The following is a 25,286-nucleotide window of genomic DNA, read 5'->3' on the forward strand; positions in this document are numbered from 1 at the left end:
AAACGTCCGTCACGGCGCAAAACGGTTTTCACCCGGCGGCTGGCGCGGTAGTCTCAGTAACGGCTTTTTTTGGCTGCGTACGATGTGAGTAACCTTCAATCTGCTTTGATAACAATAACAATACAGAATGTTGACGAATGGACAGGACAACGATGGATTCCACAATCACAACTCCCCGCCCTGATGAGGCGCTCCCTGCCTGCAATCGCGCGCGCCGCGCGGCCTGGGGCAGCTTTGCCGGCGCGGTCGTAGACTGGTTTGATTTCTTACTCTATGGCATTACCGCGGCACTGGTGTTTAACACCGAGTTTTTCCCGCAGATCTCACCGGCCATGGGCACGCTTGCCGCCTTCGCCACCTTCGGCGTCGGCTTTTTATTCCGTCCGCTCGGCGGGATTGTCTTTGGCCACTTCGGCGATCGCCTGGGCCGCAAACGGATGCTGATGATGACTGTCTGGATGATGGGCATCGCCACCGCCTGCATCGGCATTCTGCCGTCGTTCGCCACCATTGGCTGGTGGGCGCCGGTATTACTGGTGACGCTGCGCGCCATTCAGGGGTTTGCCGTGGGCGGCGAATGGGGCGGCGCGGCGCTGCTTGCGGTGGAAAGCGCCCCCGCCGGGAAAAAAGCGTTTTACAGTAGCGGCGTTCAGGTGGGATATGGCGTAGGCCTGCTGCTCGCCACCGGGCTGGTGTCGCTTATCAGCTACCTGACGACCGATGCGCAGTTCCTGAGCTGGGGCTGGCGCTTGCCGTTCCTGTTCAGCATTGTGCTGGTGCTGGCGGCGCTGTGGGTGCGTAACGGTATGGCGGAGTCCGCGGAATTTGAGCGCGCGCAGACGGCAAAGCCCGCGCAGGCGAAAAAGCGACCGCCGGTCTTTGAGGCGCTGGTGCGCCACCCGGGCGCATTCCTGAAAATCATCGCCCTGCGCCTGTGCGAACTGCTGACGATGTATATCGTTACCGCCTTCGCCCTTAACTATTCCACGCAGAATCTGGGCATGCCGCGCGAGCTGTTTCTTAATATCGGCCTGCTGGTGGGCGGCGTGAGCTGCCTGACCATTCCACTGTTCGCGTGGATGGCCGATCGCTACGGACGCCGCCGCATTTACATCACCGGCGCGCTGCTCGGCGCGCTGAGCGCTTTCCCTTTCTTTATGGCGCTGGAAGCGCGCTCGATTGTCGGCGTGGTGATTTTCTCGCTGATGCTCGCGAACATCGCGCACGATATGGTGGTCTGCGTGCAGCAGCCGATGTTTACTGAGATGTTCGGCGCGGGGTATCGCTACAGCGGTGCGGGCGTGGGGTATCAGGTGGCAAGCGTGGTGGGTGGCGGCTTTACGCCGTTTATCGCCGCCGCCCTGCTGACTTTCTCCGGCGGCGCATGGCATACGGTGGCGATTTACCTGATGGCGGGCTGTCTGCTGTCGGCGCTGACCGCGCTTTTTATTAAAACGCCACAGGCGCAGTAATCGTCACGCCCCGCCAGCCCTGCGCTGGCGGGGCGTTTACCGCTAAATCTGATAATCGATCACCACGTCACTCGCAGGCTCCAGCGCCTGCTGTTTAATTTCGTCAACCGACAGCCCGGCGTTGCACAGCTCAATAAATCGCCAGACGTAATTGCGCTGAAGCTGCCCGCGTTTGAGGCCCAGCCAGACGGTATTGGCGTCGAACAGATGCCGCGTGTCGAGCCGCGTGAGCAGGCTCTCTTCATGGGGTTCACTCGCCTGTTCAGCCACCAGCCCAATACCAAGCCCCAGTTCCACATACGTTTTGATAACGTCGGAATCCTGCGCGCTCAGCACGATATCCGGCGTCAGCCCTTGACGGCTGAAGGCTTCATCGATACGCGAACGGCCCGTGATGCCCTGCCGGTAGGTAATAAGCGGCCAGCGGCTGATCTCTTCAAGCGTCAGCGGGCTGGCTTGCGTGAGGGGATGATCTTTAGGCACCAGCAGGCTGTGATGCCAGCGAAACCACGGATAAGCCACCAGGCCCGGATCGGCGCTTAAGCGTTCGCTGGCGATACCGATATCTGCCGTGCCGCTTTGCAGCAGCGATTCTATCTCCTGCGGCGTGCCCTGAATCAGCTCGAGACGCACCTCGGGAAAGAGCGAGCGAAAGGTTTTAATCACCGACGGCAGGCTGTAGCGGGCCTGGGTGTGCGTCGTGGCGATAGTCAGCACGCCGCTGGCGTCGTTGGTAAAGAGATCGGCCAGGCGGCGCACGTTGCTGGCCTCGTTAAGAATGCGCTCGGCAATCACCAGCAGCGCTTTGCCAGGCTCCGTCATGCCCAGTAGCCGTTTGCCGCGGCGAATGAAAATTTCAATGCCGAGCTCTTCTTCGAGTTCGCGAATATGGCGGCTGACGCCAGACTGCGAGGTATAAAGCATGTTGGCCACTTCGGTGAGATTAAAATCCCGCCTTGCCGCCTCACGAATAATTTTCAGTTGCTGGAAATTCACAGCGCCCCCGGAAGCGATTCAACATGACGCTATTGTTAAAGTCCCCCGGCGGGCATCACAAATAATAAAAAGCTGTCTGTTATTCCGTTGCGGAATATCTGTCAGCCCACCAGCAGCAGTTCGCGGTTTTCCAGCGCCGGGCGCGCCACCAGTGACAGCAGAATATCTTTCACGGCCTGCGCCTGCGGCGTTAACGGCACGCGGGAGGAGACATTGAGCGAGAGCGGCAGCGTCATCGACGGGCTAGTGATACGCGCGAGCCAGCCGTTGGTGGAGCCCGCAAGCGAGCGCGCGGCGGATTCCGGCAGCACTGTCACGCCCATGCCGCTGGCGATGGCCGCGCTCAGCGTGGACACCGACTCGATTTCGCCGATGATTTTTGCCGTCAGGCGGCGCAGCGAGAAAGCTTCATCGACGCGCTTGCGCACGGCGCTGTAATCACGCGGCAGGAAAAGATTCATCTGGGCGACGCTCGCCAGATCCACGCTCTGCCCCGGACAATCGCGCGTGCCGACCAGGAACAGATCTTCTTTGATAAGCGGCTGGCTGGTGAGCCCGGCCACCGGCGCGCGGTCATACAGCACCGCCATATCGAGCTGGCCGCTTAGCAGTTTATCGTTCAGCGTCGCACCGCTGTCTTCATGCAGGTAAACCAGCACGTCCGGGAGTTCGGCGCGCACGGCCTGCAGCAGCGGCATGGTTACTGAAGAGGCGGCGGTACCAGGCGCGAGGCCAATAGAGACCTGGCCCTGTAGCGTCTGGCCGACATTATGTACGGCGAGCTGCGCCTGTTCGCACTGGCGCAAAATGGTGCGGGCATGCGCATAAAGAATTTTCCCGGCTTCCGTTGGCGTGACGCCCCGTTTGGTGCGAATCAACAGTTGCTGATCCATCTCCCCTTCCAGAGTCGCCACCTGCTGGCTTAACGCGGGCTGCGCGATGTGCAGCACTTCCGCCGCCTGCGTCAGGCTACCGATATCGACGATTTTCACGAAGTATTTCAGTCGTCTTAAGTTCATTTTGCCTCCTGTACGGAATGCCAGAGCCAATGCCGGCAATGATGTCGTAACAGGTTTTGCAAGATGCTTGCCAGTTTTTGAAAAGCAGGAGCGGCTAATATAAATGCTTAAATTATAAGAGAAAGCGATAACTTATCGGTTTACAACGTTGAAACACTGTTTTGCTTATGCCCCATAAGAGGTACGTTTGCACCAGAAGAGTGCAAAGGCGGAAGGTTTCGGCTGGTTGACGCTTTTCTCAGCAAACGAATTTTCTGGTGCGTTCAGGGCTTTACAACGCCTGGCGACCTCGGTACTATGCGCCCCGTTCACACGATTCCTCTGTAGTTCAGTCGGTAGAACGGCGGACTGTTAATCCGTATGTCACTGGTTCGAGTCCAGTCAGAGGAGCCAAATTTTAAAACCCGCTTAAGGCAACTTAAGCGGGTTTTTGCTATCTACGCTAATCGCGCCATCCCATTGCGGGGGCGATATGGCGCAGCACCGATTCAATCACATGCACGTTGTACTCCACACCCAGCTGATTCGGCACCGTCAACAGCAGGGTATCCGCTTCGGCAATCGCTTCGTCCTGCTTAAGCTCTTCGATGAGCGTCTCCGGTTCAGCCGCATAGCTGCGCCCGAAGATGGCGCGCGTTTTCTCATCCAGAAAACCGACCTTATCGCTGTCATCACGGCTGTTGCCAAACCAGGCGCGATCCCGGCTGTCCATGAGCGGAAAAATGCTGCGGCTCACCGATACGCGGGGCGTGCGCGTATGCCCGGCCTCTGCCCAGGCGGCGCGGTAGGCGCGGATCTGCTGCGCCTGCTGAATGTGGAACGGCTCGCCGGTTTCATCGTCTTTCAGGGTGGAGCTTTGCAGATTCATTCCGAGCTTCGCCGCCCAGACCGCAGTGGCGTTGGAGCCTGCGCCCCACCAGATGCGTTCGCGCAGTCCTTCGGACCACGGCTCAAGCCTCAGAAGGCCTGGCGGGTTAGCAAACATCGGTTGCGGATTGGGTTTGGCGAAGCCTTCCCCACGCAGCACCTCCAGCAGCGCCTCGGTGTGACGGCGCGCCATGTCGGATTCATTTTCACCGGCGGCAGGCTCATAGCCAAAATAGCGCCAGCCATCGATCACCTGTTCCGGCGATCCGCGGCTGATACCCAGCTGCAGGCGACCACCTGAAATAAGATCCGCCGCCCCTGCGCTTTCCGCCATATAGAGCGGGTTCTCATAGCGCATGTCGATAACGCCGGTACCGATCTCAATGTGATGTGTTCTGGCCCCGATGGCGGCCAGCAGCGGAAATGGCGAGGCGAGCTGGCGCGCAAAGTGGTGCACGCGGAAATACGCGCCATCCGCGCCCAGCTCTTCCGCCGCGACGGCAAGATCGATGGATTGCAGCAGCGCGTCCGCGGCGGCGCGCGTGGCGGACTGCGGCGACGGCGTCCAGTGGCCAAATGACAAAAAGCCTATTTTTTTCATGTTGATCCCGTTTTCAGGGCGAGCATATATGGCGCAACCGATATCAATCACGCCATGCCCGCCGCGTTGTCTGGTTCAGATACCCTACTCTGTGCTGATAACGGGAAAGAATAAATGCCCTTTGTTTAACATAATGGTTCAAATTTCTTGAAGAATGGGCTGGCGCGAAAGCTGAAATGGCATGACGGGTTGGCAGATGAAGGCTGACGACAGTTTCCGATGCCAGCCTTCGTGAGCTTGCTTATCTGACCGTTGGCCAGCTTACCGACGGGGCGCGGTTGAGTAATGGCCTTGCAAACAGATACCCCTGGAAATAGCGAATGCCCGCCGCTTCCAGCCAGCACCACTCTTCCACTTTTTCCACGCCTTCAGCGACCACCGTTATCTCAAGCTCGGCGCAGCAACGCACGATGCCGTGCACGATCGCCTGCTTCGGGCCGTGCAGGTGAATATCGGCGACGATGCAGCGATCGATTTTGATGCGGCCTGGCTGGAAGCGGGTCAGCAATGACAGACCGGCAAACCCGGCGCCAAAATCGTCTATCGCCAGGTTAATGCCCGCGGCACGCAACTGGCGAATGACGCACTCAAATTCATCAAAGCGCGAGATAACCTCGCTCTCGGTGACCTCAACAATCACTTGCTGTGGTAACAGCCCCTGGCGCGCAATTTGCGCCAGCAGGATCTCCACCGCATGCGGGCACTGCACCAGCGATCCTGGCAGCAGGTTAACCGAGATCATCTGGCTGCCGATATTGACCGCTTTCGCCAGTGCAAACGCGATTTCTTTGGAATGCAGATCGAGATCGTACAGTGCTTGGCTGGAGAGTGATGCAAACAACGCGGCGGGCGAGCCCCCTTCAGGGGAGCGGATCAGCGCCTCATACGCTTTAATTTTGCAGGTCGTCGGCTCAACAATCGGCTGCAGGGCAAACTGGCAGGCGATATCCGTCACCACGGGCGCGACAGACGCCAGCGGTGGCGGCGAGGTGGGCTCCATCCGCCAGGCACCAGGCTGAAACTGACGGGAAAGCTGCTGGCTGTCCGGCCGGCGCAGGAAAGAGCGGATAAATTTATAGACGCGCGCCTCTCGGGCGAGATTAAACGGCACCACGCTTGATTTAACCACCGCTTTCAGCACCGCGTGGGCTTTGACGTTACGCAGATCAAAGAGCGCCATGCCAACATTTTCGAAATGCCGACGCGGGGCGTAGTCGCGCATCAGCTCCACGACGAAATCGTGCCGTTCGTCCTGGCTGATACGACCAAAAAGGGCTTCTACCGCATGCAGCGGCCCTTCCAGCACCTGAAGAAACTGATGACCATCAAAGACAAGAATACCGCTGACCTGCATCTGCGCATTCCGCGTCTGTGCCTGCCTTACAATCACCTGCAGGCTCGCCTGGTCGATATCGCCTTTCAGCCGACTGCGGTAAATCAGGGTAGATAGCATCGTTTTCCTGCGTGTTCAGGTCATATAAAAAATCAGTATACCCTGTCGCTTTTCACCGCAAGCGGCGAATTTGCCCGCAAAAAGTCGCTCACTATGGGCTATTGCGACTTTAATTAATAAAAACAGATGTATAACCAGTGAAAATATTTATTCATAAAGCGAATACGTTAATACGTGAGACGACCAGGCCCATTGCGCACAATCTCAGCAAGTAAACACTTTACAGATTTATGCCATTGCGCCATTCCTTTATGTTTCATAAACCTGTGAAATAATTATCAGAGACAGCCCATCTCCCCGCCGAGCTATGTGGGATCAGGAGAACCGATGAATACCACTGCAACACCACTGACGCCCGACGAGGCGCTCGACAAACTGGAAGCGTTATATGATGACGCGGTTAACGCGCTGCGCGAGGCAATCGCCGCCTATATTAACGAAGGCCGCCTCCCGGACGAGACAGCGCGCGCGCAGGGTTTATTTGTCTATCCGCAGTTGCGGGTATGCTGGGATGGTGACGGTAGCAAAGCGCAGAAGACGCGCGCTTACGGGCGTTTCACCCATCCGGGGTGTTACACCACCACCGTTACGCGTCCTGGGTTATTTCGCAGTTATCTGCGCGAACAGCTGATTCTGTTGTATGAAGACTACGGCGCGACGATTGAAGTCGGCCCGTCACAGCACGAGATCCCCTACCCGTATGTGATTGACGGCTCGGCGCTGACGCTGGATCGTTCGATGAGCGCCGGTCTGACCCGCCACTTCCCGACCACCGAGCTGGCGCAGATTGGCGATGAGACCGCCGACGGGATTTTCCACCCGACTGAATTCTACCCGCTGTCGCACTTCGACGCCCGCCGCGTCGATTTCTCGCTGGCGCGTCTGCGCCACTACACCGGTACGCCGGTCGAGCATTTCCAGCCCTTCGTACTCTTTACCAACTACACGCGCTATGTCGATGAGTTTGTGCGCTGGGGATGCAGCCAGATCCTCGATCCGGACAGCCCGTACGTGGCGCTCTCGTGCGCGGGCGGCACCTGGATCACCGCCGATACTGAAGCGCCGGAGGCGGCGATTTCCGATCTCGCATGGAAAAAACACCAGATGCCCGCCTGGCATTTAATTACCGCTGACGGTCAGGGCATTACGCTGGTGAATATCGGCGTCGGCCCGTCCAACGCCAAAACGATTTGCGATCATCTCGCGGTGCTGCGCCCGGATGTCTGGCTGATGATTGGCCACTGCGGCGGCCTGCGTGAAAGCCAGTCGATTGGCGACTACGTGCTGGCGCACGCGTATCTGCGTGACGATCACGTGCTGGACGCGGTGCTGCCGCCGGATATTCCGGTGCCGAGCATCGCCGAAGTGCAGCGCGCGCTCTATGACGCCACGAAGCTTGTGAGCAATATGCCGGGTGAGGAAGTGAAACAACGTCTGCGTACCGGAACGGTGGTGACAACCGACGACCGCAACTGGGAACTGCGCTATTCGGCCTCGGCGCTGCGCTTTAACCTCAGCCGCGCGGTGGCTATCGATATGGAAAGCGCGACTATCGCCGCCCAGGGTTATCGCTTCCGTGTGCCTTATGGCACGCTGTTGTGTGTGTCCGATAAACCGCTGCATGGCGAAATCAAGCTGCCGGGCCAGGCGAACCGCTTCTATGAGGGCGCGATTTCCGAACACCTGCAGATTGGCATTCGCGCCATCGATTTACTGCGCGCGGAAGGCGAACGCCTGCACTCGCGCAAACTGCGCACCTTTAACGAGCCGCCCTTCCGCTGATTAACGCAACCCCGGCGTAGCGCTGGCCGCGCCGGGGTTGTGGAATTATTCAGCAAACGGTTCAGCATTTTACATTCAGGCTTTGACAACCCGAAACGCTGCCGTTACTATGCGCCCCGTTCTCGCAATTCCTCTGTAGTTCAGTCGGTAGAACGGCGGACTGTTAATCCGTATGTCACTGGTTCGAGTCCAGTCAGAGGAGCCAGATTTTAATCCTGTGATGTGCCAGTCAATCCTGGGATGCTAAAAACAAATTAACCCGGCGCTTCTGCTAAAGATCGCCGGGTTTTTTGTATCGTAAATTTACGCGCTGACCTCACGGCTCGCGGGATGTCTTTGCTTTGGCTTTATCCAGTTGAGCGCTGGCTTCGTCAAAGCGGGCAAACCAGGCCATGGACGACGCTTTTTCAAACTGTAAGTTTTCATAGCCTGAAAAAAAGTGCAGGCCATTATGCCCGTCATACCGCACCGGGCGAATAAGCTGGTTTACCTTAATCAGGAGTGGCGATAATCCTTCCGTTTTCATGTCACCCAACGGCGGAGGAAGCTCTCCGGCCTTAAGGACCACACCGTTGCTGTAGGGCAACAGCCTGATTTCCGGCTTTTTAATCAGGCGATGCGTTAACTGCTCTGCACCCCCCAACTTTTCCAGCCACGGGGTGCCGAGAATGGTGTACCAGCAGGCACCTTTCAGCCCTTCAACGGCTTCGCCGCCCTCAAGCGTTCCGAGAGAGTCCACCATCACGCCGGAAAAACGCTGCGCCAGGGCATACTCATACGGAAACATCCGTTCGAATGCGTAAGGAAGAACAAAGGCCAGCCCGGCATAGCCGCTTTCCACGGCAAAGGTGTTACACAGCCACAGCAGCCAGCCTTCATATCGCGCTTTACCGTCAGGCTCTTTCAGCAGCGAAAGCGGAAACGTTAATTTTATGACTGAACGATCATTATCGTTATGAAATACTCGCTCACCTACAATGAGAATATTGTAATCGGGCGCTAAATAAGATTCATTGGCGCTACTTAATGTCCAGTCGAAAATTTCTTCAGGTGTAGAGTCAAGTATTGCTTGTTTTTGCCTTGCGTAGTTTTTCTCAGTAATTGCGGTCCACCTTTTACCCGGTAATGTTTTTTTCAGATACGGCTTAAATTCCGTATAAAAACGATCGACACACTCCACCATCCTGCGGCGCACGTCCGGCGTATGCCCGTCCTTAAAAAATACCGTGATAATCAGACCAAGATTAACTGCCGGGCTGCCGTCTTTATATTTCACTGACGCTTCCGGCAGCCACTTCTCAAGGTAGTTCAGCTCAAAATCCCGTAATACCATACCTGCTCCTTTTAACCGGCACCCAACGCCGCTGCGCCTGCGCCACCGCCGAGAATTGTTACGAGGGTTTCCCAGGCAGTTATCGCCAGACGAATAATCAGTAGAAATGCGCTAATAATGGCCTCCGGGATACCCAGCGTCACTACCAGCGCGCCGACACAAATAGCCACCAGGATAACGCCCACCGTTTTCGCTACATTCGTTAAAATCTGTACCCAGTCCACCTGCTTGAGCAGGTCCAGCGTCATATCCGTGGCGTATTGGATTTCCGCCCATGCAGCTTTTATCCGGACATTGCTCCAGGATTTCACCGCCTTACCGGTTTTACTGGCCCATATCCAGACTTCACTTCCCTGCCGGTAGATCCACTCCCCGCTGTCATTAAGCCAGCCTGCCGTTGAGTTCAGGAGCTGTTGCGTCTCTTTTGATAGCGAGCTCCAGCCTTCAGCGACGCCGCGAATCGCGCCATCGCTAAGACTGACCACGGCTTGACCGGCGTATGTCCATGGCTCAATTCGTGCGGCTACTGGCGTGGAAGGCGGGCGAGGCATAAATATCGGCGGGTAGAGAAACAGCGGCCAGTATTTTGCCCCGCTGGTTTGCCAGGCTTTCATCGTCACATTCACGACCTGATCCACCCACTGCTGCTCTTGCGGGCGGCAGTCGTGGATCTCCAGAATGGTCATACGGTTACGATCTTTACCGACAATCTTCATATATTCGTCATATTGATCTTCAAAAAGTGTATCCCCCGGAAACTTGACCTCTACCAGACGGGCCAGATTGTCGCCATGCATACCCGGAGGATCATCGTGATCCGGCCCCGCCAGCCCAGGCCAGCGATCCTGTTTGTCTTTCACGATAATGACGTCAGGACGTCGATAAATTCCTTTACCGGGTACCGGGAAGGGATTGGTGGTGTGGCGTCTGCGAGCGCCGTCGTCTTGCTTCAATGTACTGCTAAGAAATGGACGTGGCGGCGTGGTGCGCATATCAAACGGCACTTCTGCTTTGTAATACCAGTAGTAATTACGGGCGATTTCATCCGCGCGGATAAGTCCGCTCATCATGAGCTGTTTAAGGCTCATCTGGTACGTTTTTCCTTCACGACAAATTTTTGCTGCCAGTTGAGGAAAACGCATGGCGTATTCCACCTTAAGATGCAGGTACTGGCGGTTTTCATTTGTGGGCAGACGCGACTGTTTTTCGACCATCTCAACCCCTGTCGTCGTGCAGTCCCACGGCTGATTTTTCTCGCCGGTGGGGGTTTCGGGCGCGGTTGTCGGTGTGTCCGGTAAAGCGGGCATGTCCATTATGACGGGTTCTCCCTGAGTTCGGTTTCCAGTTGATATACATTCGTTTCGCCTACAAACCACATTGACTCTTCCGGCGATGCTGTTTTGTGCAGAATATGCAGTTCCACATCTTCCGGTTGGCGGGTATAGACCGGTACAGAGCGGCCTTCAGTATCGCTGTATCCAGCAATCGTCTGGCCAGAGGGTGTGGTGAGGCGGTAAGGCGTGTTGATGAGAATATTGCCGTGCTTGTCCTGTAGCTGGTAAATCGCGGAATATATATAGGCCGTTCCCACGCGTTGTACTTTTAAAGGCATATTCTTCGGCGCGCCCACCATTGTCCGCTCCACCTTGCGTAAATACGTGGCCGTCGTTCCGTACTCTATTTTCCCCTGCTCTATTTTCAGGTAGCTGCCGCCGCCAATCAGCGTCACCTTCTTTTTGCCGGCAAACAGCATATCGCTTGTCGAAACCAGACTTATTTTTTGCTGCGCGCTCAAAGACATCGCGCCGTTCTGTGCCTGAAACTGCACCGGGCCTTCACCGGAGATAACATTCAGTTTGCCTGTGTGGGCAAACAGGCCGATTTTTTCACCGGCGTTCAGGGTCATGTTTCCCATCGCGCCCATACTCAGAGAGTCTCCGGCATTCATTACCACATTCTTGCTGGCCGTCATCTGTAGATGTTCGCCGCTGGTGAACGCCGTTCCCTGCGGGCCGTGGAAATGCACCATCTGGTTTAACGGCTTTAGCCGCGCATTAAACATCGCCATCTGGCTGGCAATATCTGCTTCCAGCGCCTGTGCCTGCGCTGCGGCGTCAGCTAACTGTTGGATCTGGTTAAGGCAAATTTCTATTTCTCTCTGCGCCGCCTCCCTCTCCAGCACCTCGCCTGCGGCTTTCGTCTGGCCGTCTGCAGTGACAAACAGCCCTTTCGCCACGCGGATAACGCCATATTCATCCGTTCTGAGTTCAAAACCCGCGCCACGCTGTTGACTCTGTTCATCCGTGATGTGGCCCTGATTCAGAGAAGATGCACCGTATGGAGTGGTGAGTGCGACGTGCTCCTGCCCGCGCAGATCCTCCATCCGCAGTTCATTGCGCGCCGCTGTGCGCAGAATGTTCTGGCTGCGGTTGTCGCGCGTGACGATGTCGGCATGTTCAGCGTCGTGAAACGCATGGGCGATATAAGGGCGGTCGATATTGCCGTCGTCAAACGCAATGCTGACTTCGGTGCCGTCCAGAAGCGGCGTGTGCCAGCCAAAGGCAACACCCGCATACGGCTTTGCCTGACGAACCCACAGGTAGTGATAGCCAGGCTCAGCATCTTCACGGCTGAAATCCAGCTTCACCCGGTAGCGGCCTGTATCGTCCAGCCAGGCGTAGGTGTCATGCGGCTCACGGCTTTCAATACGGGCGGGCAGCGTACCGTGAATTTCCGGGCGGATAATCTCCACCGGGCGATAATTCACCCGCTCGGAATAAGGAATGCCCCACAGCGAGACATGCAGGCGCGTATCCCGCGCGGCGCGGTATGTTGCGAGCGTAATCAGCATCCCCTCTTTCAGCGCGGCTACCGGACTTTCTGGCGTTTCCAGCACCTGCCCTGGCGTGAGATGCGAGGCGTTGCTGAAAAGATGCAGACGCGTAGCACTGTTCAGTTCGCGCTCATGGTGGATGCGCGCATAAAACGCGCCGCTCTCCGTTTCCGGCTCTGACGTCGCGTCGTCGCCCGCTTCAAGAAACGGCGCGCCATACCGGTAATGCTCGCCGGTGGTGATAGCCTCGCTCCTTACCGTCACGGCAGAATCCATCGGGGTATCAGCGGTGCGATAGTTGTAATCCCGGGTGCGTACCACGCCGGTGACTGTGTTCTGCCAGCACCGTACATCCCACACGGCGTCTTGCGCGCCGTCATACAGGCCGGATGGCTCCCGGTATGGCACGCTGACGCCGAACACGCAGTTAAGCTGGCTGTCGCCAACGATGAGGGTTTCCAGTTGCGTCACCGCGTTCATTTCTGTGCGAAACCAGATACCCACTTCAGAGAGAATGCGCTGAATAAATTCGAGATCGGTTTCTCGCCACTGGGTGATGAGTTCCCGCTGCGGATAAGACCGCTCCAGGCGGAAATCAAAATCCGGCCCTTCCAGGCCGTGCGCACGCAGTATCTGCTCCAGCAGTTCAGGCACAGAAAGATTCTGGTAAACCGCGCAGCGGCGGGTAAGGCTCAGTAACGCCAGCCGCGAAGCGAGCGTCACCGCGTAGTGCGTCTGGTCTGCTGACGTTCCCAGCCATTCAAAACGGGTAATGACGCCATATACCACGCGGCCAGAAAGCATCTTCAGAGTGGCGTATTTCAAAAGAACGTCATCAGGCGCAAGGTCGCTCTGCGGTGCGGTGAATTCAATGCGCCATTGGTGTGGCTCGCTAAGGGCTTCGCGCCCGTGAAAATTAAGTACGTCGGGCCTCACCCGGCTGTGGGCGATTTCAAGCGTATAACGGGAAGCAACACTGAATCCTTTATCGGAAATAGTCATCCTTCATTCCTTTGAAAAAGATTGCCGCTTTCGGCAATCGTCCGATAAGTTTTAATAACGAAAAAAATAACAGGATAAGCCGCAAAAAATCCGGGTCAATCCGGGAAAAAGTAATAAATCATTTTTAGCCAGGTATATTTCGATGCGAATGCCTGCTATAGCCACCACGCAGGAAAAACAATGCGTAATATTTATTTTTGGCTAGTTAAATATATAGTCAATTATATTTATCACGCGAATTTATTTATTAAATAAATAATGAAACTGAATGGATATATAAACAAAATATTTTCAGGGAGTATGGAATATCGACTGGCTGGCAAAGCGTCTTCAGAAGACGCATCAATGGGTATAAAAAAGCCCGCTTTTTAGCGGGCTTTTTGGCTTCAGGCTTACATCGCCTTCGGTTGCCCCGGCGGTGCGGGGGTGTCCAGTACCACGGGCCGCTTCGGCGGGCGTGGATATTTTTGCAGCCACTTGCCGCTCACCATGCGCCAGTAGAAGAAGACGCCGCGCACGGCCCAGTCGAGGAACATGCCGAGCCACACGCCCACAACGCCCATGTCGAGCACAATCCCGAGCGTATACCCCGCCACAACGCGACAGCCCCACATGCCGAGCATCGACACCCACATCGCAAAGCGTGCGTCGCGCGCGCCTTTAAGCCCCGCCGGCAGCACCCATGAGGCCGCCCAGATCGGCATAAACGCCGCGTTGAGCCACAGCAGGACTTTTACAACCTCTTTCACATCGTCTTCATGGGTATAAAACGAGGCGAACAGCCCGGCAAACGGCGCGCTCACCCAGGCGATGGCGGTCAGCATGATTGTCGAAAGCCAGAAAACGTGGCGCAGCTCGCGCTCGGCCTGGCCAATCTGCCCTTTGCCGAGACGTTTACCGGTGATGATAGTGGAAGCAGAGCCGAGCGCGTTCCCCGGCAGGTTGATCAGGGCGGCGACCGAAAACGCGATAAAGTTACCGGCAATCACGTTGGTGCCCATGCCCGCCACAAACATCTGCGTCAGCAGTTTGCCGCCGTTGAACAGCACCGATTCAATGCTCGCGGGCAGCCCGATGCCGAGCACTTCCCAGAGAATGTTGAGCTTAAGCGGCGAGAAATAGCTTTTAAGCGAGATGCGCAACGCCGGGTTAAAGCCGATCATCAGCACATAAAGGATAGCGATAGCGCCGATATAGCGTGAAATGGTAAGCCCCAGCCCGGCGCCGATAAAACCGAGGCCGTGCCAGGAAAACAGCCCGTAAATCAGAAAGCCGCTGATCACGATATTCAGGATGTTCATCCCGCCGTTAATCAGCAGCGGGATTTTGGTATTCCCCGCCCCGCGCAGCGCGCCGCTGCCGATAAGCGCGATGGCCGCCGCCGGGTAGCTCCAGGCGGTCAGTTGCAGGTAAATGAGCGCCAGTTCTTTCACCTGTGGCGTCGCCTCGCCCGCCACCACATCGATGATGTATTCACCGGTCACATGCACCAGCGCCGCCAGCAGAATCGAGACGATAGTCATCAGCACCAGCGACTGTCTGGCCGCCGCCCTCGCCCGCTTGCGATCGCGCTTGCCGAGGCTGAACGCCACCACAACGGTCGTCCCTAAATCGACCGCAGCGAAAAAGGAGAGCACCACCATATTGAAGCTGTCGGCGAGGCCCACGCCCGCCATCGCTTCTTTGCCGAGCCAGCTTACTAGGAACGTGCTCAACACGCCCATCAGCAGCACGCAGGTGTTTTCCAGCAAAATAGGCACAGCCAGCGGCGTGATTTCGCGCCAGAACAGCACCCGATAGCTTTTTCTTTTCTTGTACCAGGGCGTACGAGCGATAGCCTGGCGAACGGTAGTGGTTACACTCAAAATGAACCTGCGCGTGAAAGTTGAAACCTCATTTCAAATAATGAGTTAGAACCCGCATTCCTGCAAAGGCTTTCCAGAGATATTGTTGGAAAATAGCGCGTAATGTTCAGAGAATGTCCGAACGCGCAGGCCGAAGGAAAATGGCATTTGACAATTGGCGCGGGGCCGCTATGATTAGCCTCCACACGATTCCTCTGTAGTTCAGTCGGTAGAACGGCGGACTGTTAATCCGTATGTCACTGGTTCGAGTCCAGTCAGAGGAGCCAGATTCAAAAAAGCCCGCTTTTTAGCGGGCTTTTTGCTTTTTGGATGTTTGCGCGCCAGGAGAGGCGTCCGCCATAGCGCAGAAATAAAAAAACCGCCGAAGCGGTTTTTTTAACTTATTCTTCGCCTTTCGGCTCGTGCACTTTCAGCTCGCCCATCGCTTTGAGCTTTTTCGAAATCTCGCGGCGCTCTTTGGAGATCTCAGCGTTTTTGATGATGTAGTCATCAACGCGGTCTTCATAGTCGCTCTTCATGCTAGCGATAATGCCCTGAATGGCTTCCACGCTCATGCCCGGTTTGATGTAATCGCTCAGGTTGTCGAGCAGCAGTACGCGCTTCTGGTTGTCACGAATTTTCTTCTCGACGTCCTGAATTTCACGCTGCAGCTTGTTCTTACGGCGGAACAGACGCACGAACTCAAGAACGTCCTGGAATGAAGGTTTGCTGTTTTCCATTTTTACACCCCTACTGAATTTAAGACTCGGATTCGTTTAAACAACCGCATGGCGTAAACCTTACTGTCAGCGGCGGTTGATGACAATGGTTTTATCCCGTTCAGGATGCCTGTGGTTATCATAGCCTGAAACGGTGCTGAATCGAAACAAGCGCCGGTCGTCTGCGGATTATTTGCGCAGCGCCCGGCAAATCAGCTGTGAAAGGCGCTCCAGCTGCTGCGCCAGTTCCATGCTCAACCATACATAGCCGTGAATCGGCGTTTCGACCAGCGCACCCTGCTGCCCTTCGCTCATCAGCGCGCGCAATTCCTGGGCGATCTCCGCGAGCTTCTCGCGGTTGGCCATCACCGGCGACGGGTTTCCTTCGCGCAGCGCCTGTGCAATCGCCGCCAGCGTGTTCTCGGTCATCTGCTGCGAATCGCGCAGGGTACGGGCGTTAATCATCAGGAAGTGGCTTTCGCGCGAGGCCCACCAGGCGTTGATCTGCATCTCAAGCGTACAGACCATATTGCGGCTGGTGGTCTGGATAGCCTCGAAAATGGCGCGCTGAATGTGTGTTTCCTTGCTGGCGGGCGTGATAAACGCACGCAGCTTCACGACGCTGCCGAGGATATTCTGGAGCGGCTTATCGAGCCGCGGGCGCTCCACCAGATTTGGCGACAGCCCGGCGTGATAAATTTTCGCGAAATCGCCGACAAAATTCGCCATCTGGATACGCCAGTGAATAAACGCCCGCTGCGGCCAGAGACTTGTAAAGAGCATCGCCAGCAGCGAGCCGAAAATCACATCACCGCCGCGCCAGAGCGCGACCAGCATGTCGCCCTGCGGCGCGCCGACCACTACCGAAAGCGTGATGCCAATCAGCAGCGCCTGATAAGGCCGTTTGCCGAGCGCCAGAAAGCCGCACAGAAACATCGCCAGCGCGCACCACAACAGCATCAATGGCAGCGACCAGCCTTCGAGTTGCAACGCCACCAGCCCCAGCGCCGCGCCGAGAATAGTGCCGCCAATGCGCTCAAAGGCGCGCGGAACCACGTTCCCCCAGAATGAGATTGGCCCCATCACCACCACCAGCGTGATGAGCGGCCAGGTGCCTTCCGGCACGTTCAGCATCCGCACCAGTAAAAACGTCAGGATAAACGCCAGCGCAATGCGCACGCCGTGCACGATGCGGTAATGCTGGTAGAGACGGATTTCAAAAGAGGAGAGCGATTTATCGGCACGCACGCTGACTTTCCCGTTAACAGCCTTGATGAAACGTCGCTTCAGGCGAAACGCCTGAAAATGAGGGGCGCTATTTTCTGACAAAAATCGGGGAAAAGCTGTAACTTTTCAGAGAAGTCGTACGAATTATCGAAGAATTAACGTTATTTTGCCATTTACTTAACAAAAAGCGCGCCCGCCGCCATCGCGGGGGCGCAAGTGTATTATTCGCCGGAGGTCTGAACCGGGATATACATGTCGATGTCCCAGTAGCCGTCGCGCTTGCCATCGTTAAGATAAATTTCAAAACACGGGCGCGCGGCCATCTGGTAGCGCACATCCTGATGCAGACGCGTAAAAAACGCGAGCCACGGCGTGCCGAAATCGTTGTTCTCAACACGGGCGCGCGCCACCGCGTACTGGCCGCCCGGCAGGTCCGTCAGGATCACGCCGACGCTGTTTTCCGGCAGGGTGAAATCCGCCGGCACTTCAACCACCGTATCGGCGCGCAGTTTCTCCGGGGCGACCTGCTGCGGATTGTCGTAATAGACCGCCAGCCACGCCTGCGGCTGGATATGAAAGTTATCCACCCACAAAGAGAGCTGTTCAAACCCCTGCGGCACCGTTTTCTCCCACGGGCCGACCAGATGAAAACCGGCGATTTTACGCGTTAAGACATGCTCGATGGTGTAATCCATGTTCACTCCTCGCTGTTCAAAATAGCGAGTATAGTGTGCGGCGCTCATCCGGACGTCTGTGAGCGCCTTCGCGTTCGCAAAAAACGCTTACAGGGTCAGATGCAGCCAGTCGCCAAAGCGCGAGAACACGCCGCCCTTTTTTACCTTCTCAAGCGTCACCAGCGGCATACGCGCAATAATCGTATCGCCGTTATAGAGCTCTATCTCGCCCACCCTTTCATTGGCGTCCAGCGGCGCGTCGAGGCGCTCGCGATCGAGCAGATATTTCGCCTTCACGTTCGCAAGCTGCGCCTTCGGCAGCGTCAGCCAGAAATCGCGATCGGTGCCGACCGCCACCTGCTCGTCTTTGCCGTACCAGACGCGCTCGGTGCCCACTTTCTTGCCCTTTTGCAGGATCTCCACGGTATCGAAAGTCTGCTGGCCCCAGTGCAGCAGTTTACGCGCCTGGTCTTCGCGCCCTTTCGGGCTGTCAGCGCCCATGATCACCGCGATCAGGCGGCGCTTGCCGTCAACGCTGGAGGCTATCAGGTTAAAGCCCGCGCCTGAGGTATGGCCGGTTTTCAGTCCGTCAACATTGAGCGTTTTATCCCACAGCAGGCCGTTGCGGTTCTGCTGGGTGATGCCGTTCCAGGTCAGGCTCTTTTCGCTGTACATATGGTAAAACGCCGGCTCGCCGTGGATGATGGCGCGCGATAATACCGCCAGATCGTAAGCGGAGCTGTGCTGCCCCGGCGCGTCCAGCCCATGCACGGTTTCAAAATGCGTATCTTTCAGGCCGAGCTTCTGAACGTAATCATTCATCATCGCAACGAACTGCGGCTGGCCGCCCGCCACGTAATCGGCCAGCGCCACACAGGCGTCATTGCCGGAATCGACAATCAGGCCGCGGCTGAGGTCGCGCACCGTGACGCGATCGCCCGCCTTCAGGAACATCAGTGACGAGCCCTCAAACACCGGGTTATCTTTCGCCCAGGCGTCCTTCCCGACCGTCACCACGTCATCCGGCGTGATGCGATGGCTGTCGATGGCGCGGTCCACCACATAGCCGGTCATTAATTTGGTCAGGCTCGCCGGGTTACGCTGTTGATGCTCGTTATTCGCCGCCAGTATTTGTCCGGTCGTGTAATCCATCAACACATAGCTGCCCGCCATAATGGCTGGCGGTTGCGGCATGGAAAGCGCGGCAGCGTTCGCCTGCGCGGTAATACCGGCCAGCATGATGCAGGAAACGGCAATCATTGGTCTAAATTTCAACAGCATATCCTCTGTAACTTCGCGATGGGGCGCCTTTTTTACGGCAGTTTTTATTTCCTTGCTCCGCTAAATTGCAAGGAAATATGAATAAGACGCGTCTTAACTAAAATTGCCACCGTTTCGTTTACCTGCCGATAACACGCTGCGGAAAATCTGATAATAAACATTTCACGTACTGTTCCGATTGTTATAAAGGCCGACTCTTTTTAGCCTGGTGACTTTTAAAAGGCTGAGGAGAAGGGTATGGCGCAGGGTAAAAGCTGGTCGCCGGAGCTTGAGGGGTTACGCGGTCTCGCGTCGCTGTGGGTGCTGCTGGGGCATATTTGTTTGCTGGTACAGTGCCGCATTCCCCTGTTATACGATCCGGGCATGGGCGTCGATCTGTTTATTTTGCTGTCGGGCTTTTTGATGGCGAAGAATTATATGGAGCGTCGGGACATCGAGCCGTGGACCAGTGGCCATACTATACGTAATTTCTGGCTGCGCCGTTTTTTCCGTATCGCGCCGCTCTATTATTTCCTTCTGCTGTTAGCGCTTATTTTCGGCGCGGCGTTCGGCGAATGGCGCGATGTCATCGCCCAGGCCTGGCCATCAACGCAGACCGAAAGCCAGCGCTATGCAGATACGTCCGCAGGCAATATTCTCGCGCATATTTCGTTTGTCTTCGGCGCTATTCCTTATTATTCGTTCCGCACGGTATTGCCGGACTGGAGCATCGGGCTCGAAATGCAGTTTTACGTGCTGTTCCCGTTCATTATGCTGCTGGTGATGCGCTGGGGATTCTTTGCCGCCGCCTTCGCGGTAATGGTGGCCTGCTTTGCGGCGCGCTGGGCATTTCCGGGGTATTTTGAGGCGTTCCCGATGCCTTCGATGATCCTGATTAAGCTGCCGCTGTTTGTCGCAGGCATGCTGATAGCCGCCGCCGTGCGCGAGAGCCGCCGCCTGTTGCTGCTGCTGGCGTTCCTGGCGCCGGTACTCGCCTGGCAGATGCATATCGCGGTGACGCCGGTTCGCCTCATCGCCCAGTGCGTGATGATTGCCGGGCTCGGCGCGCTGCTGTGGCAGGCGCAGGCGGGCTCGCTGCTGCATCAGGCGATGCGGCTGCCGCGCTGGCTGCTGACGCGCCGTATCAGCCAGTTCCTCGGCGATGTCTCCTATTCGGTCTATCTGCTGCATCTGATGATTGTGATTCCGGTCATCGGCCTGCTGGTGGAGCACAGCGCGTTTGAGCAGTACGCCTCGCCGGTGCGCCTGCTCATCGCCGCCGCCATCAGCCTGCCGGTGACGTACGCGCTGGCGACGGTTCTTTTCTATCGCGTGGAGAAACCGGGCATTGCGCTCGGCAAACGGCTGATTACCCGCAAACCGGTGCAGCCGGAGCAGGTCATGCCTTAAGGCCGCTGCCACTTCTTCCGGAGAGGGCTATGGTTTACCATAGCCCTGTTTTTTTACTTACTCTGGATGGTGACCTGGTGTCTGATTCTGCCGCGCAACCGACTTTTCTGTTCCACGATTACGAAACCTTCGGCAAAAGCCCCTCGCTGGACCGCCCGGCGCAGTTCGCCGCCCTGCGCACCGATGAGAATTTCACGGTCATCGGCGAGCCGGACGTCTTTTACTGCAAGCCCGCCGACGATTATCTCCCTCAACCAGAAGCGGTGCTGATAACCGGTATTACGCCGCAGGTGGCGCGCGCGCGCGGCGAAAACGAAGCGGAATTCGCAAGACGCATCCACGCGCTGTTCACCGTGCCAAAAACCTGCGTGGTCGGCTATAACAACGTGCGCTTCGATGACGAAGTGACGCGCAATATTTTCTATCGCAACTTCTACGACCCTTACGCCTGGAGCTGGCAGAACGATAACTCGCGCTGGGATCTGCTGGATGTGATGCGCGCCTGCTACGCGCTGCGCCCGGAAGGCATCGTCTGGCCGGAGAACAGCGACGGGCTGCCGAGCTTTCGCCTTGAGCATTTAACCGTCGCCAACGGGATTGAACACGCCAACGCGCACGACGCGATGGCGGATGTGTACGCCACCATCGCCATGGCGCAGCTGGTGAAAACCCGCCAGCCGCGGATGTTTGATTACCTCTACACCTACCGCAGTAAGCAGAAACTGGCGACGCTGATTGATACCGTTCAGATGAAGCCGCTGGTGCACGTTTCCGGCATGTTTGGCGCATGGCGCGGCAATACGAGCTGGATAGCGCCCGTCGCCTGGCACCCGGACAACCGTAACGCGGTAATTGTGGTGGATCTGGCAGGCGATATCAGCCCGCTGCTTGAGCTGAACGCCGACGATCTGCGCGAGCGGCTCTACACGCCGAAAGCGGCGCTCGGCGACGCGAGCGCGGTGCCGGTGAAGCTGGTGCATCTCAATAAATGCCCGGTACTGGCGCAGGCCAATACGCTGCGCCCGGAAGATGCCGAGCGTCTTGGCATCGACCGTCAGCACTGCCTGAATAATCTCAAGGTGCTTCGCGATTCGCCGCAGGTGCGCGAAAAACTGGTGGCGCTGTTTGCCGACGCGCCGCCGTTCCCACCTACCGATAACGTCGATGCGCAGCTCTACGACGGCTTTTTCAGCGACGCCGATCGCGCCGCGATGCGCATTGTGCTGGAGACGCCGCCGCAGAATCTGCCGGCGCTCGATATTACGTTCGTGGATAAGCGTATCGAGAAGCTGCTGTTTAATTACCGGGCGCGTAATTTCCCCGGCACGCTCAGCGAGCAGGAACAAGCGCGCTGGCTGGCGCATCGCCGCGACGTGTTTACGCCGGAATTCCTGCAAGCCTACGCCCAGGAGTTAGAGATGCTTTATAACCAGTACGAGAGCGACAAAGAGAAGACGGCGCTGCTGAAAGCGTTGTATCAGTACGCGCAGGAGATTGTCGGGTAAGCGCGGGTGATACCGGCGTGACGGGATATGGCGGGTGCGCTGCGCTTACCCGCCCTACTTACGGGAAATGGAGTTGGTTTTAATATGGCGGGTGCGCTTCGCTTACCCGCCCTACATATTCCCAACAGAAACGCTCACTCGGAGGGCGGGTAAGCGAAGCGCACCCGCCGCCCCGACCCATCGAAATCCCAATCCACTGCCCCATACCATCGACATCCCAACCCGCCGCCCCAAAAACTACCGGCAATAAAAAAGGCTCCCTTCGTGGAGCCTTTTCGTTATGCGTATCGCGGTAATTACGCGATATCTTCACGGTACTGCGGTACCGGGTTACGGAAGCTGCGGGTCACGCACGCCAGGTAAACCACACCGATACCGGCCCAGATCAGGCCCAGCACCATGGAGCTTTCTTCCAGGTTCAGCCACAGGGCACCTACGGTCAGCGCGCCGCACACCGGCAGCAGCAGGTAGGTGAAGTGGTCTTTCAGCGTTTTGTTGCGGCCTTCGCGGATCCAGAACTGTGAAATCACAGACAGGTTCACGAAGGTAAACGCCACCAGCGCACCAAAGTTAATCAGCGCGGTCGCCATTACCAGGTCGAAGTTAATCGCCATCAGCGCAATCGCGCCCACCAGCACCACGTTCAGCGCCGGGGTACGCCATTTCGGATGCACGTAACCGAAGAAGCGGTTCGGGAACACGCCGTCACGGCCCATCACATACATCAGACGCGCAACGCCTGCGTGCGCCGCCATACCGGACGCCAGTACGGTCACGGTAGAGAAAATCAGCGCGCCGACCTGGAAGGCTTTGCCTGCCACGTAGAGCATGATTTCCGGCTGGGACGCATCCGGATCTTTAAAGCGCGAGATATCCGGGAAGTAGAGCTGGATAAAGTAAGTCGCGAAGATAAAGATCAGGCCGCCGATCAGCGCGGTCAGGAAGATAGCACGCGGGATCACGCGTTCAGCGTCTTTGGTCTCTTCCGATAGGTTGCTGATGCCGTCAAAGCCGGTAAACGAGAAGCACAGAATGGTCGCCCCGGTGATCATCGGGATGACGTGCGCATTCTCAGACCAGAACGGACGTGAGCTCGTCAGCGTACCCGCGCCTTCGCCGTGCGCTACACCGTAAATCACCATGCCCAGAATCACGGCGATCAGCACCACCTGCAGCACCACGATAATGGTGTTGAAGTTCGCCACGCCTTTAAGCGTACGCATGTTGAAAACGGTCATGAACGCGACCAGCAGCACCACGAAAATCCATGACGGGATTTCCGGCACCAGCGCTTCAAAGTAAATTTTCGCGAGCAGAATGTTGATCATCGGCGCGAAGAGGTAATCGAGCAGCGACGACCAGCCCACCATGAAGCCCACGGTCGGGTTAATCGCTTTCTGCGCGTAGGTGTACGCCGAGCCCGCAGACGGGAAGCGTTTCACCAGTTTACCGTAGCTCAGCGCGGTAAAGAGGATAGCGACCAGCGCGAAGGCATAGGCGGTCGGTACGTGACCGTCCGTCAGGCCAGATACAATACCGAACGTATCGAACAGCGTCATAGGTTGCATATAGGCGAGGCCCATCATAACAACCGGAATCAACGTAAGCGTTTTACGTAATTCCACGCGAGAGGTTTTTGGAGTTGCATTAAGCGACATAATTATTCTCCTTTACGGTGAACATCGCCGCATAAGCGAAAAATTGCCCCATTTTCTGTATTCCTCAGCGACAACAACTGTCGGATTTTAAGTAAGTATCTATCCGGTACGAAGCCCGGCCTCTTGAATTTAATTACGATGCTCTTGACTGCAAAAAAATAACCGACGCGTTGACGTCGGTTAATATCTTATTTTGCAGGGCGCGTATTTTGCACCACTTTGAGGCAGGATGACAAGACGTTGAGACCTTCTGTCACAATTTCTTTCTCAGCGGTGAGCGGGATAAGGAAACGGATGACGTTCGCACGCACGCCGCAGGTCAGTAAAATCAGCCCCTGACGCCCTGCCTCCTGCACCAGTTGCTGGGTCAATTCTTTGTCCGGACGATGGCTGTCGCGCTCATGCACCAGCTCCATCGCCACCATCGCGCCGACGCCGCGCACATCGCCGATACAATCATACTCCTGCGCCAGCTCTCGCAGACCGCTCATCAGCAGTTCGCCCTGGGCGATGGCGCGCGCGTTTAATTGCTCCTGCTCAATGAGATCGGTCACCGCCAGCGCCGCCGCGATACTTACCGGCGAGCCTGCGTAAGTGCCGCCAAGCCCGCCCGGCAGCGCTTTATCAAACAGCGCCTTTTTCCCCACCAGCGCCGAGAGCGGGAACCCGCCCGCCAGGCTTTTGGCCATGGTAATGAGATCCGGTTCGACGCCTGAATGCTCAATGGCAAACGTTTTGCCGGTCCGGCAAAAGCCGCTCTGGATCTCATCAACAATCAGCACAATGCCGTGTTTATCGCACAACGCGCGCAGCTGCTGCATAAACTCGGCAGAAGCGGCGTAAAACCCGCCCTCGCCCTGTACCGGCTCGATAATAATCGCCGCCACCTCTTCCGGTGCCACGTCCGCGGCGAAAATCCCCGCCAGCGACGCCAGCGCCTGGGTGTCGCTCACGCCGAGATATGCCGCCGGGTAAGGCGCGTGGTAAATCCCTGCCGGGAACGGGCCATAGCCTTTTTTATAGGGCTGCACTTTGCCGGTGAGCGCCATGCCAAGCAGCGTGCGGCCATGAAACGCGCCGCGAAACGCAATCACCGCCGAGCGCCCGGTGGCGATACGCGCCACCTTGATGGCGTTCTCCACCGCCTCAGCGCCGGTTGAGAGAAACAGCGTCTGGCACGGCTCGCTGATGGGAGCCAGCCTGTTCAGGCGTTCCGCAAGCTCAATGTAATTGCCATAAGGCGTTACCTGAAAACAAGGGTGCGTAAAATTATCGAGCTGCGCCTTCACCGCCGCGATAACCGCCGGGTGGTTGTGCCCGGTATTGAGTACCGCAATGCCGGAGGCGAAATCGATATAGCGCTTCCCCTCCACGTCCCAGATCTCCGCGTTCTTAGCCCGCGCCACAAATACCGGCAGCGCGTTACCCACGCCCTGCGGCACCGCTTCCTCACGTCGCGCCTGCCACTGCTGATTGCTTTGCATCATTGACTCCTGTGCGCAAAAAGCCTCCGCCCAAAAAGACGGAGGCAACATTATTTTCATCGCTATATCGGGGGGCGTTAACGTCTGGAAAAAGCGTTACGGCAGTTATTACATCGCGAAAAAGCGTGGCGAAAACCGCTTAAATAA

The 25,286-nt window shown here is 56.9% G+C and carries 18 protein-coding genes, 3 tRNA genes and 1 pseudogene; 7 read left to right on the plus strand and 15 right to left on the minus strand.

Translation table 11 applies throughout. The annotated features are described in order from the left end of the window. Positions 1-152: 152 nt before the first annotated feature. Positions 153-1,472, plus strand: a complete 1,320-nt coding sequence (gene shiA, locus ACUW6V_RS03570) for a shikimate transporter (RefSeq protein WP_076726517.1) — start codon at positions 153-155, stop codon at positions 1,470-1,472. A 42-nt stretch (positions 1,473-1,514) separates the two neighbouring features. On the opposite strand, the gene cbl is transcribed toward shiA, so the two are convergent. Then, positions 1,515-2,468, minus strand: coding sequence for an HTH-type transcriptional regulator Cbl (gene cbl / locus ACUW6V_RS03575; RefSeq protein WP_454038007.1), 954 nt, complete (start codon positions 2,466-2,468; stop codon positions 1,515-1,517). 101 nt (positions 2,469-2,569) lie between these two features. Continuing rightward, positions 2,570-3,487, minus strand: a complete 918-nt coding sequence (gene nac, locus ACUW6V_RS03580) for a nitrogen assimilation transcriptional regulator NAC (protein WP_004387290.1) — start codon at positions 3,485-3,487, stop codon at positions 2,570-2,572. Between the two features lie 317 nt (positions 3,488-3,804). Between nac and ACUW6V_RS03585 the strand changes: the two genes are divergently transcribed. After that, positions 3,805-3,880, plus strand: a tRNA-Asn gene (locus ACUW6V_RS03585). 49 nt (positions 3,881-3,929) lie between these two features. Here ACUW6V_RS03585 and ACUW6V_RS03590 read toward each other — a convergent pair. Both ACUW6V_RS03590 and ACUW6V_RS03595 read right to left on the minus strand, forming a co-directional pair. Continuing rightward, positions 3,930-4,955 carry an LLM class flavin-dependent oxidoreductase gene (locus ACUW6V_RS03590; RefSeq protein ID WP_105605008.1) on the minus strand — a complete coding sequence of 342 codons (1,026 nt, stop codon included), beginning with the start codon at positions 4,953-4,955 and terminating at the stop codon, positions 3,930-3,932. Between the two features lie 241 nt (positions 4,956-5,196). Beyond that, entirely contained in the window at positions 5,197-6,408 is a 1,212-nt protein-coding gene (locus tag ACUW6V_RS03595; protein ID WP_454038008.1) for a diguanylate phosphodiesterase, read from the minus strand. A 327-nt stretch (positions 6,409-6,735) separates the two neighbouring features. On the opposite strand from ACUW6V_RS03595, the gene ACUW6V_RS03600 reads away from it, so the two are divergent. Next, positions 6,736-8,190 carry an AMP nucleosidase gene (locus ACUW6V_RS03600; RefSeq protein ID WP_004387287.1) on the plus strand — a complete coding sequence of 485 codons (1,455 nt, stop codon included), beginning with the start codon at positions 6,736-6,738 and terminating at the stop codon, positions 8,188-8,190. Positions 8,191-8,319: 129 nt separating this feature from the next. After that, positions 8,320-8,395 (plus strand) — tRNA-Asn (locus tag ACUW6V_RS03605). 114 nt (positions 8,396-8,509) lie between these two features. Here ACUW6V_RS03605 and ACUW6V_RS03610 read toward each other — a convergent pair. The 4 genes and pseudogenes from ACUW6V_RS03610 to ACUW6V_RS03625 all read right to left on the minus strand — a co-directional run. Continuing rightward, positions 8,510-9,523 (minus strand): annotated as a pseudogene (locus ACUW6V_RS03610) (DUF3396 domain-containing protein); the annotation flags it as partial. An 11-nt stretch (positions 9,524-9,534) separates the two neighbouring features. Next, positions 9,535-10,836, minus strand: a complete 1,302-nt coding sequence (locus tag ACUW6V_RS03615; RefSeq protein WP_109995939.1) for a VRR-NUC domain-containing protein — start codon at positions 10,834-10,836, stop codon at positions 9,535-9,537. Continuing rightward, positions 10,836-13,358 carry a type VI secretion system Vgr family protein gene (locus ACUW6V_RS03620; protein ID WP_454038009.1) on the minus strand — a complete coding sequence of 841 codons (2,523 nt, stop codon included), beginning with the start codon at positions 13,356-13,358 and terminating at the stop codon, positions 10,836-10,838. Before ACUW6V_RS03620 ends, ACUW6V_RS03615 begins: the two co-directional genes overlap by 1 nt. 392 nt (positions 13,359-13,750) lie before the next feature. After that, positions 13,751-15,223, minus strand: coding sequence for an EmmdR/YeeO family multidrug/toxin efflux MATE transporter (locus ACUW6V_RS03625; protein WP_142968956.1), 1,473 nt, complete (start codon positions 15,221-15,223; stop codon positions 13,751-13,753). A gap of 190 nt (positions 15,224-15,413) precedes the next feature. Between ACUW6V_RS03625 and ACUW6V_RS03630 the strand changes: the two genes are divergently transcribed. Next, positions 15,414-15,489: transfer RNA gene (locus tag ACUW6V_RS03630), tRNA-Asn, on the plus strand. Between the two features lie 114 nt (positions 15,490-15,603). On the opposite strand, the gene ACUW6V_RS03635 is transcribed toward ACUW6V_RS03630, so the two are convergent. The 4 genes from ACUW6V_RS03635 to dacD form a co-directional block, all read right to left on the minus strand. Continuing rightward, positions 15,604-15,942, minus strand: a complete 339-nt coding sequence (locus tag ACUW6V_RS03635; RefSeq protein WP_004385327.1) for a DUF496 family protein — start codon at positions 15,940-15,942, stop codon at positions 15,604-15,606. A gap of 168 nt (positions 15,943-16,110) precedes the next feature. Continuing rightward, positions 16,111-17,169, minus strand: coding sequence for an FUSC family protein (locus tag ACUW6V_RS03640; protein ID WP_032988343.1), 1,059 nt, complete (start codon positions 17,167-17,169; stop codon positions 16,111-16,113). Positions 17,170-17,369: 200 nt separating this feature from the next. After that, positions 17,370-17,843: a DNA gyrase inhibitor SbmC gene (sbmC, locus tag ACUW6V_RS03645; RefSeq protein WP_004385325.1), complete on the minus strand. Its 474-nt coding sequence runs from the start codon at positions 17,841-17,843 to the stop codon at positions 17,370-17,372. Positions 17,844-17,930: 87 nt separating this feature from the next. Beyond that, positions 17,931-19,097: a serine-type D-Ala-D-Ala carboxypeptidase DacD gene (gene dacD / locus ACUW6V_RS03650; protein ID WP_228370869.1), complete on the minus strand. Its 1,167-nt coding sequence runs from the start codon at positions 19,095-19,097 to the stop codon at positions 17,931-17,933. Positions 19,098-19,340: 243 nt separating this feature from the next. Here dacD and ACUW6V_RS03655 point away from each other — a divergent pair, with 243 nt between their 5' ends. Both ACUW6V_RS03655 and sbcB read left to right on the plus strand, forming a co-directional pair. Further along, entirely contained in the window at positions 19,341-20,492 is a 1,152-nt protein-coding gene (locus tag ACUW6V_RS03655; RefSeq protein WP_105622327.1) for an acyltransferase family protein, read from the plus strand. Between the two features lie 77 nt (positions 20,493-20,569). Next, the gene (gene sbcB, locus ACUW6V_RS03660) at positions 20,570-21,997 is read left to right on the plus strand and encodes an exodeoxyribonuclease I (RefSeq protein ID WP_015386526.1); all 1,428 of its coding nucleotides are present in this window, start codon (positions 20,570-20,572) and stop codon (positions 21,995-21,997) included. 296 nt (positions 21,998-22,293) lie between these two features. On the opposite strand, the gene ACUW6V_RS03665 is transcribed toward sbcB, so the two are convergent. The 3 genes from ACUW6V_RS03665 to gabT all read right to left on the minus strand — a co-directional run bounded on the left by ACUW6V_RS03665 (position 22,294) and on the right by gabT (position 25,139). Beyond that, complete coding sequence (locus ACUW6V_RS03665) at positions 22,294-23,655, minus strand: APC family permease (protein WP_007794764.1); 1,362 nt, start codon at positions 23,653-23,655, stop codon at positions 22,294-22,296. Then, positions 23,645-23,707 (minus strand): membrane protein YoeI, encoded by a 63-nt coding sequence (yoeI, locus tag ACUW6V_RS03670; RefSeq protein WP_097566144.1) that lies wholly within the window; start codon positions 23,705-23,707, stop codon positions 23,645-23,647. Before yoeI ends, ACUW6V_RS03665 begins: the two co-directional genes overlap by 11 nt. A gap of 136 nt (positions 23,708-23,843) precedes the next feature. Continuing rightward, on the minus strand, positions 23,844-25,139 hold the full coding sequence (gene gabT, locus ACUW6V_RS03675) for a 4-aminobutyrate--2-oxoglutarate transaminase (RefSeq protein ID WP_076726531.1): 1,296 nt from the start codon (positions 25,137-25,139) through the stop codon (positions 23,844-23,846). Between the last annotated feature and the right edge of the window lie 147 nt (positions 25,140-25,286).

The sequence above is a fragment of the Cronobacter sp. 153480017-3 genome, from assembly GCF_053627815.1.

Coding starts and splice junctions, on each gene's coding strand:
- ACUW6V_RS03595 (WP_454038008.1), bottom strand. CDS start 6,408: ATGCTATCTACCCTGATTTACCGCAGTCGGCTGAAAGGCGATATCGAC.
- ACUW6V_RS03665 (WP_007794764.1), bottom strand. CDS start 23,655: ATGTCGCTTAATGCAACTCCAAAAACCTCTCGCGTGGAATTACGTAAA.
- shiA (WP_076726517.1), top strand. CDS start 153: ATGGATTCCACAATCACAACTCCCCGCCCTGATGAGGCGCTCCCTGCC.
- ACUW6V_RS03655 (WP_105622327.1), top strand. CDS start 19,341: ATGGCGCAGGGTAAAAGCTGGTCGCCGGAGCTTGAGGGGTTACGCGGT.
- ACUW6V_RS03600 (WP_004387287.1), top strand. CDS start 6,736: ATGAATACCACTGCAACACCACTGACGCCCGACGAGGCGCTCGACAAA.
- ACUW6V_RS03635 (WP_004385327.1), bottom strand. CDS start 15,942: ATGGAAAACAGCAAACCTTCATTCCAGGACGTTCTTGAGTTCGTGCGT.
- nac (WP_004387290.1), bottom strand. CDS start 3,487: ATGAACTTAAGACGACTGAAATACTTCGTGAAAATCGTCGATATCGGT.
- gabT (WP_076726531.1), bottom strand. CDS start 25,139: ATGCAAAGCAATCAGCAGTGGCAGGCGCGACGTGAGGAAGCGGTGCCG.
- ACUW6V_RS03620 (WP_454038009.1), bottom strand. CDS start 13,358: ATGACTATTTCCGATAAAGGATTCAGTGTTGCTTCCCGTTATACGCTT.
- ACUW6V_RS03590 (WP_105605008.1), bottom strand. CDS start 4,955: ATGAAAAAAATAGGCTTTTTGTCATTTGGCCACTGGACGCCGTCGCCG.
- sbmC (WP_004385325.1), bottom strand. CDS start 17,843: ATGGATTACACCATCGAGCATGTCTTAACGCGTAAAATCGCCGGTTTT.
- ACUW6V_RS03615 (WP_109995939.1), bottom strand. CDS start 10,836: ATGGACATGCCCGCTTTACCGGACACACCGACAACCGCGCCCGAAACC.